The 16,674-nt window shown below is 74.0% G+C and carries 16 protein-coding genes and 1 riboswitch; of the genes, 12 read left to right on the top strand and 4 right to left on the bottom strand.

The genetic code is table 11. The features are described 5' to 3' along the window. Positions 1-110: 110 nt before the first annotated feature. The 3 genes from AB0924_RS08225 to AB0924_RS08215 are packed head-to-tail and all read right to left on the bottom strand — an operon-like array spanning position 111 to position 3,336. On the bottom strand, positions 111-1,181 hold the full coding sequence (locus AB0924_RS08225) for a prenyltransferase (protein WP_366910961.1): 1,071 nt from the start codon (positions 1,179-1,181) through the stop codon (positions 111-113). Beyond that, a complete protein-coding gene (locus AB0924_RS08220) occupies positions 1,178-1,930 on the bottom strand; it encodes a class I SAM-dependent methyltransferase (RefSeq protein WP_358927153.1) in 753 nt (250 codons plus the stop codon). Before AB0924_RS08220 ends, AB0924_RS08225 begins: the two co-directional genes overlap by 4 nt. Further along, on the bottom strand, positions 1,924-3,336 hold the full coding sequence (locus AB0924_RS08215) for a glycosyltransferase family 4 protein (RefSeq protein ID WP_366910960.1): 1,413 nt from the start codon (positions 3,334-3,336) through the stop codon (positions 1,924-1,926). Before AB0924_RS08215 ends, AB0924_RS08220 begins: the two co-directional genes overlap by 7 nt. Positions 3,337-3,557: 221 nt before the next feature. On the opposite strand from AB0924_RS08215, the gene AB0924_RS08210 reads away from it, so the two are divergent. The 11 genes from AB0924_RS08210 to AB0924_RS08160 all read left to right on the top strand — a co-directional run bounded on the left by AB0924_RS08210 (position 3,558) and on the right by AB0924_RS08160 (position 15,668). Further along, complete coding sequence (locus AB0924_RS08210) at positions 3,558-4,199, top strand: TetR family transcriptional regulator (RefSeq protein ID WP_358927155.1); 642 nt, start codon at positions 3,558-3,560, stop codon at positions 4,197-4,199. Between the two features lie 153 nt (positions 4,200-4,352). Further along, positions 4,353-4,426: riboswitch (cobalamin riboswitch) on the top strand. A 134-nt stretch (positions 4,427-4,560) separates the two neighbouring features. Beyond that, on the top strand, positions 4,561-5,793 hold the full coding sequence (locus AB0924_RS08205) for a prenyltransferase/squalene oxidase repeat-containing protein (protein WP_366910959.1): 1,233 nt from the start codon (positions 4,561-4,563) through the stop codon (positions 5,791-5,793). Next, positions 5,790-6,434, top strand: a complete 645-nt coding sequence (locus AB0924_RS08200; protein WP_366910958.1) for an SCO2322 family protein — start codon at positions 5,790-5,792, stop codon at positions 6,432-6,434. Before AB0924_RS08205 ends, AB0924_RS08200 begins: the two co-directional genes overlap by 4 nt. Beyond that, on the top strand, positions 6,427-7,704 hold the full coding sequence (locus tag AB0924_RS08195) for an energy-coupling factor transporter transmembrane component T (protein WP_358927158.1): 1,278 nt from the start codon (positions 6,427-6,429) through the stop codon (positions 7,702-7,704). Before AB0924_RS08200 ends, AB0924_RS08195 begins: the two co-directional genes overlap by 8 nt. Further along, positions 7,701-9,434 (top strand): ATP-binding cassette domain-containing protein, encoded by a 1,734-nt coding sequence (locus AB0924_RS08190; RefSeq protein WP_366910957.1) that lies wholly within the window; start codon positions 7,701-7,703, stop codon positions 9,432-9,434. The genes AB0924_RS08195 and AB0924_RS08190 overlap by 4 nt, the downstream gene beginning before the upstream one ends. Beyond that, a complete protein-coding gene (locus tag AB0924_RS08185) occupies positions 9,431-10,282 on the top strand; it encodes an ECF transporter S component (protein ID WP_358927160.1) in 852 nt (283 codons plus the stop codon). The genes AB0924_RS08190 and AB0924_RS08185 overlap by 4 nt, the downstream gene beginning before the upstream one ends. A 333-nt stretch (positions 10,283-10,615) precedes the next feature. Then, on the top strand, positions 10,616-11,029 hold the full coding sequence (locus AB0924_RS08180; RefSeq protein WP_358927161.1) for a lytic transglycosylase domain-containing protein: 414 nt from the start codon (positions 10,616-10,618) through the stop codon (positions 11,027-11,029). 195 nt (positions 11,030-11,224) lie between these two features. Next, entirely contained in the window at positions 11,225-11,911 is a 687-nt protein-coding gene (locus AB0924_RS08175; protein WP_366910956.1) for a YoaK family protein, read from the top strand. A gap of 316 nt (positions 11,912-12,227) precedes the next feature. After that, the gene (gene proP, locus AB0924_RS08170; protein WP_358927163.1) at positions 12,228-13,601 is read left to right on the top strand and encodes a glycine betaine/L-proline transporter ProP; all 1,374 of its coding nucleotides are present in this window, start codon (positions 12,228-12,230) and stop codon (positions 13,599-13,601) included. Positions 13,602-13,805: 204 nt separating this feature from the next. Then, positions 13,806-14,927: a DUF2330 domain-containing protein gene (locus tag AB0924_RS08165; RefSeq protein ID WP_366910955.1), complete on the top strand. Its 1,122-nt coding sequence runs from the start codon at positions 13,806-13,808 to the stop codon at positions 14,925-14,927. 72 nt (positions 14,928-14,999) lie between these two features. Beyond that, positions 15,000-15,668, top strand: a complete 669-nt coding sequence (locus AB0924_RS08160; RefSeq protein WP_358927165.1) for an O-methyltransferase — start codon at positions 15,000-15,002, stop codon at positions 15,666-15,668. Between the two features lie 39 nt (positions 15,669-15,707). On the opposite strand, the gene AB0924_RS08155 is transcribed toward AB0924_RS08160, so the two are convergent. After that, on the bottom strand, positions 15,708-16,100 hold the full coding sequence (locus tag AB0924_RS08155) for a hypothetical protein (protein WP_366910954.1): 393 nt from the start codon (positions 16,098-16,100) through the stop codon (positions 15,708-15,710). A 134-nt stretch (positions 16,101-16,234) separates the two neighbouring features. On the opposite strand from AB0924_RS08155, the gene AB0924_RS08150 reads away from it, so the two are divergent. Beyond that, the gene (locus AB0924_RS08150; protein WP_358927167.1) at positions 16,235-16,669 is read left to right on the top strand and encodes a DUF1992 domain-containing protein; all 435 of its coding nucleotides are present in this window, start codon (positions 16,235-16,237) and stop codon (positions 16,667-16,669) included. The last annotated feature ends 5 nt before the right edge of the window (positions 16,670-16,674 follow it).

Here is a 16,674-nt window from a genome sequence, read left to right as displayed (position 1 = left end):
TGACCTCACGCACCTCATCCGAAACATGGGCATATTTCGCAACATGCGCATACCTCGGTCCGGTTCGGCACGCCGGGTAGCCGGTCGTCGACCCAACGTGCCGTCGCCCGTCAGTCGCAGCAGTCGGGATCGAGCCCGGACGGCAGGTACTCCCCGCCGAAGACGGCGCAGGTGGCGTCGTGGCCGCCCAGCGCGGCGACGGCCAGTAGCAGCGAACCCGCCGTCCAGGTGGTGAGTTCGCGGGGCCATATGGCGTCGTCGTCGAAGACGTAGCCCGTCCAGTACAGGCCACTCTCCGCGTCCCGCAGGTGCTGCACCGACTGCAGGATCTCCAGCGCGCGGTCGGACTCGCCCGTCGCCCACAGGGCCAGCGCGAGTTCGCAGGACTCGCCGCCGGTCACCCAGGGGTTGGGGACGACGCAGCGCACCCCCAGACCCGGGACGACGAAGCGGTCCCAGTCCGCCTCGATCCGCTCCTTGGCCTCGGTTCCGGTGAGCGCGCCGCCGAGGACCGGGTAGTACCAGTCCATCGAGTAGCGGTCCTTGTCGAGGAAGCGCTCGGGGTGCCGGCGGATGGCGTGGCGCAGCGCTCCGGCCGCCAGCTCCCAGTCCGGCTGCGGCTCCTCGCGCTGCTCGGCGATGGCGAGGGCGCAGCGCAGCGCGTGGTGCACGGAGGAGCTGCCGGTGAGCAGGGCGTCCGCCGTGGGGGTGCCGTCGTCGTCGCGGCGCCAGCCGATCTGGCCGCCGGACTGCTGCAGCCGCAGCACCCACTCGACCGCCGCGTACACGGTGGGCCACATGCGGTCCAGGAACGTGTCGTCGCCGGTGGACAGGTAGTGGTGCCAGACTCCTACGGCTATGTAGGCGACGAAGTTGGACTCGCGGCCGCGGTCGGTGACGTCGTCGTGGGCGCCGTCGGCGTACGCCGCGTACCAGGAGCCGTCCTCGTTCTGGTGGGCGGCGAGCCAGTCGTACGCCCGCTCGGCGGCCTCGTGCTCGCCGGCCGCGTCCAGGGCCATGGCGGCCTCGGCGTGGTCCCACGGGTCGAGGTGGTGCCCGCGGAACCAGGGGATCGCGCCGTCCTCCCGCTGTACGGCGAGGATGCCGCTCACGGTCGCGGCGGCCTGCTCGGCGGTGAGGACCCCGGGCAGGACGAGGTGTTCTGTCCGGGGGGTGGTCACTTGGCGGCCGCCTCGGAGGTCTCGTCCACCCGCGGGAGGTGGGGCTTGGTGGCGTAGACGACGAAGCTCTTGCCGATGACCGGGTTCAGCGCCTGCTCGGCGATCCGGGTGGCGAGCGGCTTCTTCATGATGTCCCAGACGAGCAGCTTGTGGTACGCCCGCACCGGCAGCGCCTTGTCGTTGTCCACGCCGAACGCGCACTTCAGCCACCAGTAGGGCGAGTGCAGGGCGTGCGCGTGGTGGCTGCCGTACGGCCGCAGGCCGGATTCGCGGACCTTGCCCAGCAGCTCGTCGGCCTTGTAGATGCGGATGTGGCCGCCCTCGACCTCGTGGTAGGCGTCGGACAGCGCCCAGCAGACCTTCTCGGGGCCGTAGCGGGGCACGGTGATGGCGATGCGGCCGCCGGGCCGGAGCACGCGCACCATCTCGGCGAGGACGCCCTTGTCGTCGGGGATGTGCTCCATCACCTCGGAGATGATGACGACGTCGAAGGACTCGTCGGGGAAGGGCAGCGCGAGGGCGTCGCCCTCCATGGCGGTGGCGGTGGCGCCGGCCGGCGCCTCACCGGCCTCCTTCATGGCCGCGAACCACTTGGCGACCTCGCGGATCTCCTCGGCGTTCTGGTCCAGGGCCACGACCTGCGCGCCGCGCCGGTAGCACTCGAAGGCGTGCCGGCCGGCCCCGCAGCCGAGGTCCAGGACACGGTCGCCGGGGGCGAGCGGGAACCGGGAGAAGTCGACGGTCAGCACGTGGCCCTGCTTTCGCGGTCGGAGGTTGCGCGGTCGGAGGCGAGTGGTTCTCGGAGGACGGCGGCGGGCGGGGTGCCGGGCCGGTCCTGGACGCCCGTGCGGCCGCCGTGGCCGGCGATGGCCTCCCGGTAGCGGGCCACCGTTCCCTCGGCGGCCCGGGCCCAGGTGAAGCGGCTCAGCACCCGCTCGCGGCCGGCGCGGCCGAGGCGCTCGCGCAGCGCGGGGTCGCCCAGCAGCCGGACCAGCCCGACGGCGAGGGCCCCCGCGTCACCGGGCGGCACGGCGAGGCAGGTCTCGCCGTCGCGTCCGGCGACCTCGGGGATGGCGCCGCCGGTGGTGGCGACCAGGGGGGTGCCGGTGGCCATGGCCTCGGCGGCGGGCAGCGAGAAGCCCTCGTACAGCGAGGGCACGCAGGCGACCTCGGCCGAGCGGATCAGGTCGACCAGTTCGGCGTCGGAGATGCCCTTGACGAACTCGACGGCGTCTTCGAGGCCGTAGCGCTCGATCGCCTGGGCGACGGGGCCCTCCGTGGGGCGCTTGCCGACGACGACGAGGTGGGCGGCCGGGTGCTCGGTGCGCACCTTGGCGAGGGCCTCCACCAGGAAGACCAGGCCCTTGAGGGGGACGTCGGCGCTGGAGGTGGTGACGATCCGGCCGGGCACCTCGGCGACGGCGGGATTCGGCGCGAAGAGGTCGGTGTCGGCGCCGATGTGGACCACGTGGACGCGGTCGTCGCGGACGCCGAGGTGGTCCACGATCTCCTGGCGGGAACTGCCGGAGACGGTGAGCACCGAGGGCAGGCGGCGGGCGACGCGCTTCTGCATCCGGGTGAAGGCGTACCAGCGGCGCACGGACAGCCGGCGCTGCCGGCTCTCGGCCGCGTCCAGCTCCAGCTGCCGGTCGACGGTGATGGGGTGGTGGATCGTGGTGACCAGGGGGGCGCCGATGTCGCCGAGCAGGCCGTAGCCGAGCGTCTGGTTGTCGTGGACGACGTCGAACTCGCCGCGGCGGGCGCGCAGATGGCGCCGGGCGCGCAGGGAGAACGTGAGCGGCTCGGGGAAGCCGCCGGTCCACATCGTGGCGACCTCGAGGGCGTCGATCCAGTCCCGGTACTCGCCCCGCCCGGGGGTCCGGAAGGGATCGGGCTGGCGGTAGAGGTCGAGGCTGGGCAGCTCGGTGAGGCTCAGGCCGTCGTATCCCTCGTCGAGCACCGGATAGGGCTGGGCGCCGATGACCTCGACGCGGTGGCCGAGGCGGGCCAGCTCGCGGGAGAGGTGCCGGACGTAGACGCCCTGGCCGCCGCAGAACGGGTTCCCCTTGTAGGTGAGGAGCGCGATGCGCAGCGCTCGTCCTCCGTCTGCTGCGAGCTCCGGTCGGGGCCCCGCCTGACTGGCCTCAACGGTCACTCCGGGTCCCCTTCTCCCTGCACTTTCCCGCGACACTATGACGGGACGCTAATCTAGAACAAGTTTCAGACTTGATCGTTCAAGAGGCTCTGAATCTACCGGCAGGTAGGGGCCCTGACAGCAGTGGATCAGGTGATTCACGCCACGGCGCGAACCTCCCGCCATGCTGGATGATCACGTGCCCTACAGATGTCCTCACCGACTGTCACGGAGCGGGACCCATGCCTGCGGAATCCAAGCTGGAAGCCGGGAGTGTCCGGCCCCCCACGGCACCGCTGACCGAGCGGCAGGAGGCCCGCCGCCGCCGGATCCTGCACGCGAGTGCCCAACTGGCGAGCCGGGGCGGTTTCGACGCCGTGCAGATGCGGGAGGTCGCGGAGTCCTCGCAGGTCGCCCTCGGCACCCTGTACCGGTACTTCCCGTCGAAGGTGCATCTGCTGGTCGCCACGATGCAGGATCAGTTGGAGCACATGCACGGCACCCTCCGCAAGAAGCCGCCGGCGGGTGACTCGCCGGCGGACCGGGTCGCGGAGACCCTGATGCGGGCGTTCCGGGCCCTGCAGCGCGAGCCGCAACTGGCGGACGCGATGGTCCGCGCCTTCACCTTCGCCGACCGCAGCGTCTCCCCCGAGGTCGACCAGGTCTCCCGGCAGACCACGGCGATCATCCTCGACGCGATGGGCCTGGACCACCCGACGCCGCAACAGCTCTCGGCGGTCCGCGTCATAGAGCACACCTGGCACTCGGCCCTGATCACCTGGCTCTCGGGCCGCGCCTCCATCGCCCAGGTGAAGGTCGACATCGAAACGGTGTGCCGGCTGATGGACCTGCCGGATCCGGAGGCCGGCCCGAGGGCGCGTTGAGGGCGGCCGCCGGGACGGGCGCTGCGGCACGGGCGTCGAATCCCTCCCGGTCCAGCCGTGGCCCCGGTCACCGGGCCCGTGTGCTCACAGCCACTCAACAGCCCCCGCGGGGCTGCCGGTAAAGTGGCGGCGTCGTCATCACACCCGTACGGGGGGAAGCCGGTGCAATTCCGGCGCTGACCCGCAACCGTGAGCCGTTCGTCCACCCGACGGTGAGCCGGAACGCCTCGTACGGGACGTTGACCGGCTCACGTGTGCGGCGACCCGCCGCGCACGGCACCGTCGAGGTTTACGGAGCCGAGCCGCCCGGGGTGTTTCCCGTGCGCTGCCGGTTCCCCCGCAGGAGAGGCAGTCGCCGACCATGAACGTCCGCCGCAGTGCCGCGGCTCTCGCCGCCATAGGCGTGCTGGCCGCCGCCGCGCCCGCCACGGCCGCCGACACGTCCCCCTCCGCTTCGCCCAAGGTGGCGGTCCCGTCCGGGCTGTTCGGCAAGTCCGACCCGACGTACGACGGCGTGTGGCGCCAGTCCCTGGCCCTGCTCGCCCAGCGCACCCTCGGCTACCGGCCCGCCGCCTCGGCCGTCGACTGGCTGGTGGGACAGCAGTGCGCCAAGGGCGGTTTCGCCGCGTTCCGGGCGGACACGGCCAAGCCCTGCGAGGGCAAGGGCGGCGCCCAGCCCGACACCAACAGCACGGCCGCCGCCGTCCAGGCCCTGCAGGCGCTCGGCGGACACGGCGCCGAGATACGCAAGGCCCTGGTCTGGCTGAAGAACGCGCAGAACGAGGACGGCGGCTGGGGCTACACGCCGGGCAGCCCGAGCGACACCAACTCCACCTCCGTCGTCATCGGCGCCTTCGCCGGAGCCGATGAGGACCCCGGCAAGCTCCGCGCCGGCAAGGGCACCCCGTACGACCTGCTGAGCGCACGGGCGCTCGCCTGCGACGAGGACGGCGGCGGCGCCCTCGCCTACCAGCCGGACAAGAAGGGGCGCCTGGTCGCCAACGCGGACGCCACGGCGGCCGGTGTGCTGGGCGCCCTCGGCAAGGGGTTCGTCAACGGGCCCGGCAAGGCCCGCGACAAGGCTCCCGTCTGCTCGTCCTCCGGCAGGGCCACCGAGACCCGGGTGGCGGACAACGCCGCCGCGTATCTCACCCACGCCGTCGCCGGGTCCGGCCACCTCAAGTCGGCGCTGCCCGGCGCCGAGGACCAGCCCGACTACGGCAACACCGCGGACACGGTCGTCGCGCTCGCGGCGGACGGCTGGAACACGCAGGCGAAGAAGCCGTACGGCTGGCTGGAGAAGAACGCGGCCGGCTGGGCCCGGCAGAGCGGCCCGGCCGCCTACGCCCAGCTCATCCTCGCCGCGCACGCGCTCGGCGCCGACGCACGGCACTTCGGCGGCACCGACCTGGTGCGGTCGCTCAACGCCACCGGCCCTGCGCCGCGCGGGACCGCCGCCCACACCGAGGAGTCCGGCAAGCGGGCCGAGACCGACTCGAACACCGGTGTCTGGTGGATCGTCGGCGTCGGCCTCGTGGCCGGCATCGGCATCGGCTTCCTGCTCAGCGGCCGCCGGAAGAAGCAGCAGCCGTGACCGCCGTCCGCCGTGCCGCCGCCCTGCTCCTCGCCGCGTTCGTCGTCCTGGCCGGCGCGGCGCAGGCTCAGGCCGCCGGGTACCGCTACTGGTCGTTCTGGGAGCGGACCGGCGGACACTGGTCGTACGCCACCGAGGGCCCCTCGACCGCCCGTCCCGACGACGGCGCCGTCCAGGGCCTGCGCTTCGCGGTGAGCGAGGACTCGCAGGACGCGACCCGGCCGCGCGGCACGGCGGACTTCGCCACGATCTGCGCCGGCACGCCCGCGAAGGCGGGCACGAAGCGGGTGGCCCTCGTCATCGACTTCGGCACGCCGGCGGACGCCCCCTCCGGCGAGACCCCGCCCGAACGCCGCACGGCCTGCGCCCGGGTCTCCCCCGACGCGACGACGGCCGAGGCGCTGGCCTCGGCCGCCAGGCCCCTGCGCTACGACAGCAACGCCCTGCTGTGCGCGATCGCCGGATATCCGCACAAGGGGTGCGGGGAGCAGGTGTCCGCGGAGGAGAAGCCGGCGAAGGCCGCGCAGAAGCCCGAGCCGGACGGCGGCCCCTCGCTGGGACTGCCGATCGGTGCCGGCGTGGTCGCGGTGCTGGCCGGGGTGGCGGTGTGGCAGTCCCGGCGGCGGCGCGGGAATGCGTAGCCGTGGCGGCGCCGCCACCGCGGCCACCGCGCGGGCGGGCGGTCGTACCGCCGCGGCCGCGGAAGGCCGTGCCACCGCGGCCGTGGACAGCGGCCCCGCCGCCACCGCGGGCGGCCGTACCGCCGGGGCGGGGACGCCGGGCGCGGTCGCGCCCAAGGAGCGCGGGCGAGCGGGATCCGCTCCCGTCCGGCCCCGGCACGGCCGCGCACCGCTGCACCCCGGCGCCTGGTGGCTGTGGTCCCTCGGCCTCGGCACCGCCGCCACCCGCACCACCAACCCCCTGCTCCTTGCCCTGCTGACAGCCGCGACCGGCTATGTGGTGGCGACCCACCGCTCCCCCTCACCCTGGTCCCGCTCCTACGCCGCCTTCGCCAAGCTCGCCGTCGCCGTGCTCCTCATCCGCCTCGCGTTCACCGTCGCCCTCGGCTCCCCCATCCCCGGCACCCATGTGCTGGTCACGCTCCCCGAGATCCCGCTCCCGCACTGGGCCCAGGGCATCCGGCTCGGCGGCCGGGTCACCGCGGAGGCGCTGCTCTTCGCCGGCTACAACGGCCTGAAGCTGGCCACCTTGCTCATCTGCGTCGGTGCCGCCAACGCCCTCGCCAGCCCGGCCCGGCTGCTGAAGTCCCTGCCCGGCGCGCTGTACGAGGTGGGCGTGGCCGTGGTCGTCGCGCTCACCTTCGCGCCCCACCTCATCGCCGACGTCCAGCGGCTGCGCGCCGCCCGCCGGCTGCGCGGCCGTCCGGACCGGGGCGTTCGGGGCCTGCTGCAGGTCGGACTGCCGGTGCTGGAGGGCGCGTTGGAGCGCTCGGTCGCGCTGGCCGCCGCGATGGACGCCCGCGGCTACGGCCGTACCGCCGAGGTCCCGGCCCGCGTACGCCGTACGACGACCGCGCTCACCCTGGGCGGGCTGCTCGGCGTGTGCGCGGGAACGTACGGGCTGCTGACGGCGGAGGGCGGCACATACGGGGTGCCGGTGCTGTGCGCGGGGGTCGCCGCCGCGCTGGCCGGCCTGCGCCTGGGCGGCCGCCGCTCCCCGCGCACCCGGTACCGGCCGGATCCGTGGGGGGTGCGGGCGTGGCTGGTCGCGGGCTCGGGGGCCGCAGTCGCCGCGCTGCTCACGCTCGCCGCGGTACGCGATCCGGACGCGCTGCATCCCGGAGTGGTCCCGCTGGTGGCGCCCGCCCTCCCGCTGTGGCCGGCCGCGGCCGTACTGCTCGCGCTGCTGCCCGCCTTCGTCGTACCCGAGCCCGTCGAGGAGCCGTCGTGATCCGCTTCGAGGATGTCAGCGTCACGTACGAGGGCGCGGGCGAACCGACCGTCCAGGGTGTGGACTTCGAGGTGCCCGAGGGCGAACTCGTGCTGCTCGTGGGCCCGTCCGGGGTCGGCAAGTCGACCGTGCTGAGCGCGGTCAGCGGGCTGGTGCCGCACTTCACCGGCGGCACCCTGCGCGGACGCGTCACCGTGGCCGGCCGGGACACCCGCACCCACCGGCCGCGCGAACTCGCCGACGTGGTCGGCACGGTGGGCCAGGATCCGCTCGCGCACTTCGTGACGGACACGGTGGAGGAGGAACTCGCCTACGGCATGGAGTCGTTGGGGCTCGCTCCGGAGGTGATGCGCCGCCGGGTGGAGGAGACGCTGGACCTGCTGGGACTCGCCGACCTGCGCGACCGCCCGATCGCCACGCTCTCGGGCGGGCAGCGGCAGCGGGTCGCGATCGGCTCGGTCCTCACCCCGCACCCCCGGGTCCTGGTCCTCGACGAGCCGACCTCGGCGCTCGATCCGGCCGCGGCGGAGGAGGTGCTGGCCGTGCTGCAGCGTCTGGTCCACGACCTCGGTACGACGGTGCTGCTGGCCGAGCACCGGCTGGAGCGGGTGATCCAGTACGCCGACCGGGTCGTCCTGCTGCCCGCCCCCGGCGCCGCCCCGCGCCACGGCGAGCCGGCCGAGGTGATGGCCGTGTCCCCGGTGTACCCGCCGGTGGTGGGCCTGGGCCGGCTGGCGGGCTGGTCGCCGCTGCCGCTGACGGTACGGGACGCCCGCCGCCGCGCCTCCTCCCTGCGCGACCGCCTCGGCGGACCCCGGCGGCCCGCCGACGGGGAACCGCCGCACACCGAAGCCGCCCCGCCCGGGCCGGGCGCCCCCGCTCACCGCCCCGCGCCCGAAGCACCCCCCGCCCTCCCCTCCCCCCGGCGCCGCCTCTTCCGGCGGAACTCCGCGCCCCTCGCCTCGCCCACCGCCGCCCCGCAGGTCGCCGAGGTGCGGGGCCTGGGGGTCCGGCGGGGGCCGGTCACCGCGCTGCGGCACGTCGATCTGGGCGTGGCCGGTGGTGAGACGGTCGCGCTGATGGGGCGCAACGGTGCCGGGAAGTCCACCCTGCTCGGTTCCCTGGTCGGTCTGGTGGAGCCCACCGCCGGCTCGGTGCGCGTGGGCGGGGCCGTCCCGCACCGGACCGCGCCCCGGGAACTCGTCCGCCGGGTCGGTCTGGTCCCGCAGGAGCCGCGGGACCTGCTGTACGCGGACACGGTGGCAGCCGAGTGCACGGCCGCCGACCGGGACGCGGGCGCCGAGCCGGGCACCTGCCGGGCGCTGGTGTCCGGGCTGCTGCCCGGCATCACCGACGGCACCCACCCCCGGGACCTGTCCGAGGGCCAGCGGCTGGCGCTCGCCCTGGCGGTCGTGCTGACCGCCCGCCCTCCCCTGCTCCTGCTGGACGAGCCGACGCGCGGCCTGGACTACGCGGCCAAGGCCCGGCTGGTCGCCGTGCTGCGCGAGCTGGCCGCCGAGGGACACGCCATCGTCCTCGCCACGCACGACGTGGAACTGGCGGCGGAGATCGCACACCGGGTGGTGCTGCTCGCCGACGGCGAGGTGATCGCCGACGGCCCCACGGCGGAGATCGTGGTCTCGTCGCCGTCCTTCGCCCCGCAGGTGACCAAGATCCTCGCCCCGCAGCGATGGCTGACGGTGGCCGAGGTCCGGGAGGCCCTCGCATGACCCCCGCTCCCGCTCCCCGCCCGGTCCCCGCCGCCCGTCCGGTCCGGGCCGTGCGCCTCGGTCCGCGCTCCCTCGCCGCGCTCGGCCTGGTCAGCGCGGTCGGCGTGGTGGCGTTCTTCTGGCCCTTCCTCGCGCCGCCCGCCTCGCGGCTCGGCGCGCACGCCGAGGACGCGCCCTGGCTGTTCGCCGGTCTGCTGCTGCTGATGATCGCGGTCGTGGCGGCGACTATCTCCGAGTCCGGCCTCGGGCCCAAGGCGGTCGCGATGCTGGGTGTGCTGGCCGCGACGGGCGCGGCCCTGCGCCCGGTGGGCGCGGGGACGGCGGGGATCGAGCCGATGTTCTTCCTGATGGTGCTCAGCGGCCGGGTGCTCGGTCCCGGCTTCGGTTTCGTCCTCGGCTCGGTGACGATGTTCGCCTCCGCGCTGCTCACCGGCGGGGTCGGGCCCTGGCTGCCGTTCCAGATGCTGGCGATGGGCTGGTTCACCATGGGCGCCGGGCTCCTGCCGGGGCAGGGCCGGCTGCGCGGCCGGGCCGAACTGCTGCTGCTGGCCGCCTACGGCTTCTGCGCCGCCTTCGCCTACGGCACGGTCATGAACCTGGCCGGCTGGCCCTTCATGGGCTCCGGCACCTCGAACATCGCCTTCGACGCGCATGCCTCGGTCGCCGCCAACCTGGCCCGGTTCGCCGCCTACTGCCTGGCCACCTCGCTCGGCTGGGACCTGGGCCGGGCGCTGTGCACGGTCGTGCTGACCCTCGCGCTCGGTCCGGTGCTGCTGCGGGCGCTGCGCCGGGCCACACGGCGCGCCGCCTTCGAGACCGCGGTCACGTTCGACGCTCCCGCTGGGTGAGGACGCGTGTCCGGGCCGTCAGGAAGCCGGTGAAGCACCCCACATGACGCAGGTCACCTACGATCCGGGGCCGTAGTCCCGTTTGCCCGATACATCCCTTCATGCACCCCTCCTGACCTGCGCTTTGAGACGCGGGCCACACGAACGCGACACCTGGCCATTCCGGCCGCAACTAGTAAAAGGGGTCATTGCGGACACCCCTCGTGTCTGTTTCTCTGAGCGACGTCGCCAGGCGCCACAGCCCGAAAGGGCCGGTGCGCCGACGTACGCGGCCCCCGCCCGTCGGGTGGCTCCGGACGGGCGATCCCCCGTCCCCGACGCAAGAGGTTCTCCGTGCCCGTCTCCTTCATCCGCCGCATCGCCTCCCCGAAGAAGGCCCTCACGACCGTCGCCCTGGCCGCCGCCACCGCCGGTATGGCGATGTCCGCGGCGCCCGCCCAGGCCGCCACCGACTCGGCCTCCTCCGCGCAGACGATCGCGCACAAGATGATCCCGGACGCCACGCAGTACGACGCCTTCAGCAAGATCGTCGAGCACGAGAGCGGCTGGAACCCCAGCGCCGTCAACAGCTCCTCCGGCGCCTACGGCCTGGTGCAGGCCCTGCCCGGTTCGAAGATGGCCTCCGCCGGCTCCGACTGGAAGACCAACCCGGCCACCCAGATCAAGTGGGGCCTGGACTACATGAACTCCCGCTACGGCAGCCCGGCCGAGGCCTGGAGCTTCTGGCAGGCCAACGGCTGGTACTGAGCCACCCGCGCTTCCGCACCCGCACCGCACCCGCACCGCCCCCGCACCCGCACCGCCCCCGCACCCCCGCCCCGCCCGGCGAGGGTGCGCGCGCATGTCCGCGCGTTGCGCGGCGCCTCCCGGAGGGCGCCCGGCGGCCGGGTGACCATGGTGGGCCCGACATCCGCCCTGCCCGTCCGGCCGACCGGAGGAAGCATGACCACGCCGTCACCGCCCGCGCCGGAGCCGGAGACGCGGGGGGTGCGGCTGGTGACCGTGCTGCTGGCGCTGACCGTGGTGAGCGGCCTGATCGACGCGGTGAGCTATCTGGGCCTGGGCCGGGTGTTCACGGCCAACATGACGGGCAACGTGGTGGTCCTGGGCTTCGCGGCCGCGGGCGCCCCCGGTTTCTCGGTCCCGCTCACCGCGACCTCCCTGGGCTGCTTCCTGCTGGGCGCGGTGGCCGGCGGCCGGGCGGCGGCCCGTTTCGACGGCGGCTCCCGGCGCGGGTGGGCCCGCCGGATCCTGGCGACGGAGGCGGCGCTGCTCGGCGGGTCGGCCGCGGTCGCCTTCGCCTGGCCGGACACGACCGGCACCCGGTACGCCCTGATCGCCCTGACCGCCTTCGCGCTGGGCATGCGCAACGCGACCGTCCGCAAGCTGGGCATTCCCGACCTCACCACCACGGTCCTGACGATGACCCTGACCGGCCTGGCCTCCGAGTCCCGCCTCGGCGACGCCACCGGCCACCGCTCCCCGCGCCGCACGGCGGCGGTGGTCGCCATGGTCGCGGGCGCCTGCCTGGGCGCCTGGCTGGTCCTCCACCAGGGTCTGGGCGTCCCCCTGCTGATCGCGGCGGCGATCTCGGGGGTGCTGGCGGTGGTGGCGTCGGGGCGGGAGTGAGCACTCCCGGAACCGACAGGAGGACATACCTAAGCGAATCCGCGCATAACCCTCGCTCTTGCCTACGTCGCGAAAGCGCGAGTGGGCTTCGGTTGCCCCGATCGGGCGCGAGAAGGATCACATGGCCGGGCCGGCATGACCCGACTCGATCGGGCAGGAGTACCTGCACACAGGCCCTTTAGCTGCAGTATGCATCGACTCGCGTACATGACGTAAGCAGGCCAAGTCCGCCTATCGTCGCTTTTCGGCCTGCTGTCCGACACCGTCGTCGCCCGGGCCCTGTCCCTGTCCCCGTCGAAAGGTAGGCGAGCCCGTTTTGGCGACCGTCACCGCAGTCACCCCGCATCTGAAGAGCCCGCGGGCCGCGAAGGCCCACGCCGACGTCACCGTCACCGACTCCGCCATGGTGAAGCGCGCCGTGAAGGCGGCCGCGCTCGGCAACGCCATGGAATGGTTCGACTTCGGTGTCTACAGCTACATCGCGGTCACCCTGGGCAAGGTCTTCTTCCCGTCGGGCAACCCGACCGCACAGCTGCTCTCGACGTTCGGCGCCTTCGCCGCGGCGTTCCTGGTCCGCCCGCTGGGCGGCATGGTCTTCGGTCCGCTGGGCGACCGCGTGGGCCGCCAGAAGGTCCTCGCCCTCACCATGATCATGATGGCGGTGGGCACGTTCGCGATCGGCCTGATCCCGTCCTACGCCTCGATCGGCGTGGGCGCGCCGCTGCTGCTCCTGGCCGCCCGCCTGGTGCAGGGCTTCTCCACCGGCGGCGAGTACGCCGGCGCCTCGACGTTCATCGCCGAGTACGCGCCGGACAAGAAGCGCGGCTTCTTCGGAAGCTGGCTGGAGTTCGGCACGCTGGCCGGCTACATCGGCGGCGCGGGCCTCGTCACCCTCATGACGGCCCTGCTGTCCACGCACGACCTGCTGACCTGGGGCTGGCGCATCCCGTTCCTGATCGCGGGCCCGATGGGCATCATCGGCCTGTACCTGCGGATGCGCCTGGAGGAGACCCCTGCGTTCGCGGCCGAGGTCGAGAAGGCGGAGGCGTCCCGGCCCAAGGTGCCGCTGCGCGAGATGGTCGCGGGCCAGTGGAAGGCGCTGCTGCTGTGCATGGGCCTGGTGCTGGTCTTCAACGTCACCGACTACATGCTGCTGTCGTACATGCCGAGCTACCTGACCAGTGAGCTGAAGTACGACGAGACGCACGGGCTGCTGGTCGTGCTCGGCGTGATGGCCCTGATGATGATCGTCCAGCCGTTCGCCGGTGCCCTGACCGACCGCGTCGGCCGCCGCCCGGTGATCGCCGCGGGCTGCGCGGGCTTCCTGCTGCTGTCCGTCCCGGCGGTGCTGCTGATCCGCCAGGGCAGCCTCGTCGCCGTGGCCCTGGGCATGGGCGCGCTGGGCCTGCTGCTGGTCTGCTTCACCGCCGCCATGCCGGCCGCGCTGCCCGCGCTCTTCCCGACCCGGGTCCGCTACGGCTCCCTGTCGATCGGCTTCAACGTGTCGGTGTCGCTGTTCGGCGGTACGACCCCGCTGGTGGTCACGGCCCTGATCGGCGCCACCGGGAACATGATGATGCCCGCGTACTACATGATGGCCGCGGCCGTCGTGGGCGGGTTCGCCGTCTGGCGCATGTCCGAGTCGGCGGGCCGCCCGCTGCCGGGCTCGGCCCCCTCGGTGGAGCGGTAGCCGTCAGTCACCTTCGACCGGCCCCCGGAGCGCGAGCGCCCGGGGGCCGCTCGCGTCCGGGGGCGCTGGACCACGGACGCCCGTCGGGCGAGCGGGGGCGGCGGCCCGGTACGGCGCCGGCGAGCCCGCGCGGCGGACCGGCGCGGCCGCTGCTCCGGGCCGCGTCCCGGAACCGCTTCCCCCGCCGGCCCCGTCTGTAGCCGCGTGAAACGTGCCCGCGTACTGACGCTGCTGCTGGCCCTGCTGGGCGTCCAGCTCGGCTGGCTGCTCGCCCCCGCCTACGCCTGCGGCTGCGGGGCCATGGTCCCGGACCCGGCGCGGCGGATCGCCGTCGCCGGCGAGCAGTCGGTGCTGCGCTGGGACGGCCGCCGGGAGCAGATCGTCATGCGCCTGACGGTCACCGGCGACGCCGGGCACGCCGCCTGGATCATGCCGGTGCCCCACCGGGCGGCCGTCCGGCTGGGCGACCCGGCCGTCTTCGAGCAGCTGGCCCGGGCCGTCGCCCCGGTGCACCGCACCCGGTACCACTTCTGGCCGGCCAACGGCGACTGGCCGTTCGACGGCGGTGACGGCGTCGCCGACGCCACGCCCCCCGGAGCCGGGGCGGGCGTCGGTGTCGTCGGCCGGCAGCGGCTCGGCCCCTTCGACGTGGCCCGGCTGACCGCCACCGACCCGGCCGCCCTCGGCATCTGGCTGCACGACCACGGCTTCGCCTTCCCGGGACGCCTGAAGACCGCCCTTCAGCCGTACGTCGACCGCCACTGGGAGTACGTGGCCGTACGGCTCGCCCCCCGGACCGCGCGGACCGCCCTGCACGGCGCCCTCGACCCCCTGCACCTCACGTTCGCCGCGGACCGGCCGGTCTATCCCATGCGGCTGTCCCGGCCGGCCCGCACCCCGCAGTCCCTCGGCCTCTACGTGCTCGCCGCGCACCGGATGGAGCCGCGCACGGCGATCGGCGGCGCGCCGCCCCGCGTGGTCTTCGCCGGCCGCCTCGGCAGGCCGGCCGGCGCGCTGGGCAGGCTCGCCGCCGGAACGCCGTACCTGACGGCCCTCGACCAGCGGTTCCCCGATCCCGCCCGGATCTCCGGCGACCACGAACTGCGCCGCGCGGCCGCCGACACCCCCGTCCAGCAGGTGTTCTACGAGGACCGGCTGCGCGAGGTGGCCGGCGTCCCGGCGTGGCTGCTGACCGTGGGCGGCGGGCTGCTGACGGCCCTCGCGGTCACCGCGCTGCTCGCCGTACGCCACGCCCGGCGGCCGGTGACCGCCCCGCCGCCGGTACGGCCACCGCCGCCGCTCCCCCCGTCCGCGCCCGTCGGCTGAGACGATGCAGGGGAAGGCCCAAGGAGCCCCGGGTACAGACCCGGGCGGACACTCGGGAAAGGCAGCAGACGCATGAGCTCGCAGCTCTGGGACGACGTCGACTTCTACTTCAGCAGCCATCTCGCACCGGAGGACGATGCGCTCCAGGCGGCCCTGCGCGACAGCGAGGTCGCCGGGCTGCCGCACATCAGCGTGACGGCCACCCAGGGCAAGTTCCTCCAGCTGCTCGCGGAGATCCAGGGCGCCCGGACCGTCCTGGAGATCGGCACGCTCGGCGGTTACAGCACCATCTGGCTGGCCCGCGCCCTGCCGGCGGACGGCAGACTGGTCTCGCTGGAGTACAGCGCCAAGCACGCCGAGGTGGCGACCCGCAACATCGCCCGGGCCGGGCTCGAGCGGGTCGCGGAGGTGCGGGTGGGTCCGGCCCTGGAGTCGCTGCCCAAGCTCGCCGACGAGAACCCCGCCCCCTTCGACCTGGTCTTCATCGACGCCGACAAGCCCAACAACGCCCACTACGTGGAGTGGGCGCTGCGGCTGAGCCGGACGGGCAGCCTCATCGTGGTGGACAACGTGGTGCGCGGCGGGCGGGTCGTCGACGCCGACAGCAGGGAGCCGGACGTGGTCGGCACGCGCGAGGCCATCGAGCTGATCGCCGCCCACCCCAGGCTGAGCGGCACGGCGGTGCAGACGGTGGGCAGCAAGGGGTACGACGGATTCGCGGTGGCCCGGGTACTGGGCTGAGCCGCCCCGCCCGCCGCCCGGCCTCTCAGGGCCCGGGGCTCAGACCTCGTGGTAGAAGCCGACGTTGACGCTGCGCGGCGCGGTGCGGTCCTGGACGACGACCTCGCCGGAGCCGCCGCGCGGCAGCGTCACGACGGCGCCGTACGCGACGGTCTGCGCGTACTCGCCGACGATCAGCCGTACCTCGGCGGACGGTTCGGCCTGTGAGCCTCGCAGCCAGGAAAGCTGCCAGGCGCCGTCGGGGCCGCACCGGAACTCCAGGTGGACGCGGGAGACGAACAGCCAGTCCTCGGGGGTGACCAGCCGGCACACCGACGCGTCCCGGCCCACACGCAGCGCGGCGCCCGGCTCGCTGGGCGCGTCGGCCATCGTCATGCCGGCGGTGGCGCCCGTGTCGGCCCCGGAGACGGTGGCCATGGTCAGTTCGAGCACGTGCGTTCCCCCTGAAGATGCTGCGACGTCGAAGAAGCGGCGACATCGGAGACGTCCTTGCGCGGTGGCCGATTTGCCGCACCGCCGCCGCATGATAAAACGCCCGGCCGGGCCGCGTCCGGCACAATGGGCTCATGACCGAGCGAAAGCCACCGGGTGTTCCGTTCGAGTCCTGGGTCGACAAGCAGATCCGGGACGCACAGGGGCGCGGTGAGTTCGAACGGCTGCCGGGCGCGGGTGAGCCGCTGCCCGCCGACCTCGACTCCACGTACGACGAACTGTGGTGGGTCAAGCGGAAGATGGCCCGTGAGGGCCTCGCGGTGCTGCCGCCGGCGCTGGCCCTGCGCAAGGAGGCGGAGGACGCGCTCGTCGCGGCCTACGCGGCGCCCTCGGAGCGGATGGTCCGGAAGATCATCGATGACGTCAACGTGAAGATCCGCGACATGATGTTCAAGCCGCCGCCGGGACCGTTCCTGGGCAAGAAGCCGTACGACGTCGAGGAGGTCGTGCGCGAGTGGCGCCGGCGCAGGGCCGACACCACACGCGCCGAACCGGGCCCGGCGGGCTGAACCGG

It is taken from the genome of Streptomyces sp. NPDC047869 (genome assembly GCF_040704065.1).
GTDB lineage: Bacteria > Actinomycetota > Actinomycetes > Streptomycetales > Streptomycetaceae > Streptomyces.
Note: the sequence above shows the minus strand (reverse complement) of the source record. Positions and strands in the feature narration are given on the sequence as shown.

Excerpts from the sequence above, each read along its gene's own strand:
- AB0924_RS08210 (WP_358927155.1), top strand. The coding sequence starts at position 3,558 with ATGCCTGCGGAATCCAAGCTGGAAGCCGGGAGTGTCCGGCCCCCCACG.
- AB0924_RS08205 (WP_366910959.1), top strand. The coding sequence starts at position 4,561 with ATGAACGTCCGCCGCAGTGCCGCGGCTCTCGCCGCCATAGGCGTGCTG.
- AB0924_RS08195 (WP_358927158.1), top strand. The coding sequence starts at position 6,427 with ATGCGTAGCCGTGGCGGCGCCGCCACCGCGGCCACCGCGCGGGCGGGC.
- AB0924_RS08185 (WP_358927160.1), top strand. The coding sequence starts at position 9,431 with ATGACCCCCGCTCCCGCTCCCCGCCCGGTCCCCGCCGCCCGTCCGGTC.
- AB0924_RS08175 (WP_366910956.1), top strand. The coding sequence starts at position 11,225 with ATGACCACGCCGTCACCGCCCGCGCCGGAGCCGGAGACGCGGGGGGTG.
- AB0924_RS08160 (WP_358927165.1), top strand. The coding sequence starts at position 15,000 with ATGAGCTCGCAGCTCTGGGACGACGTCGACTTCTACTTCAGCAGCCAT.
- AB0924_RS08150 (WP_358927167.1), top strand. The coding sequence starts at position 16,235 with ATGACCGAGCGAAAGCCACCGGGTGTTCCGTTCGAGTCCTGGGTCGAC.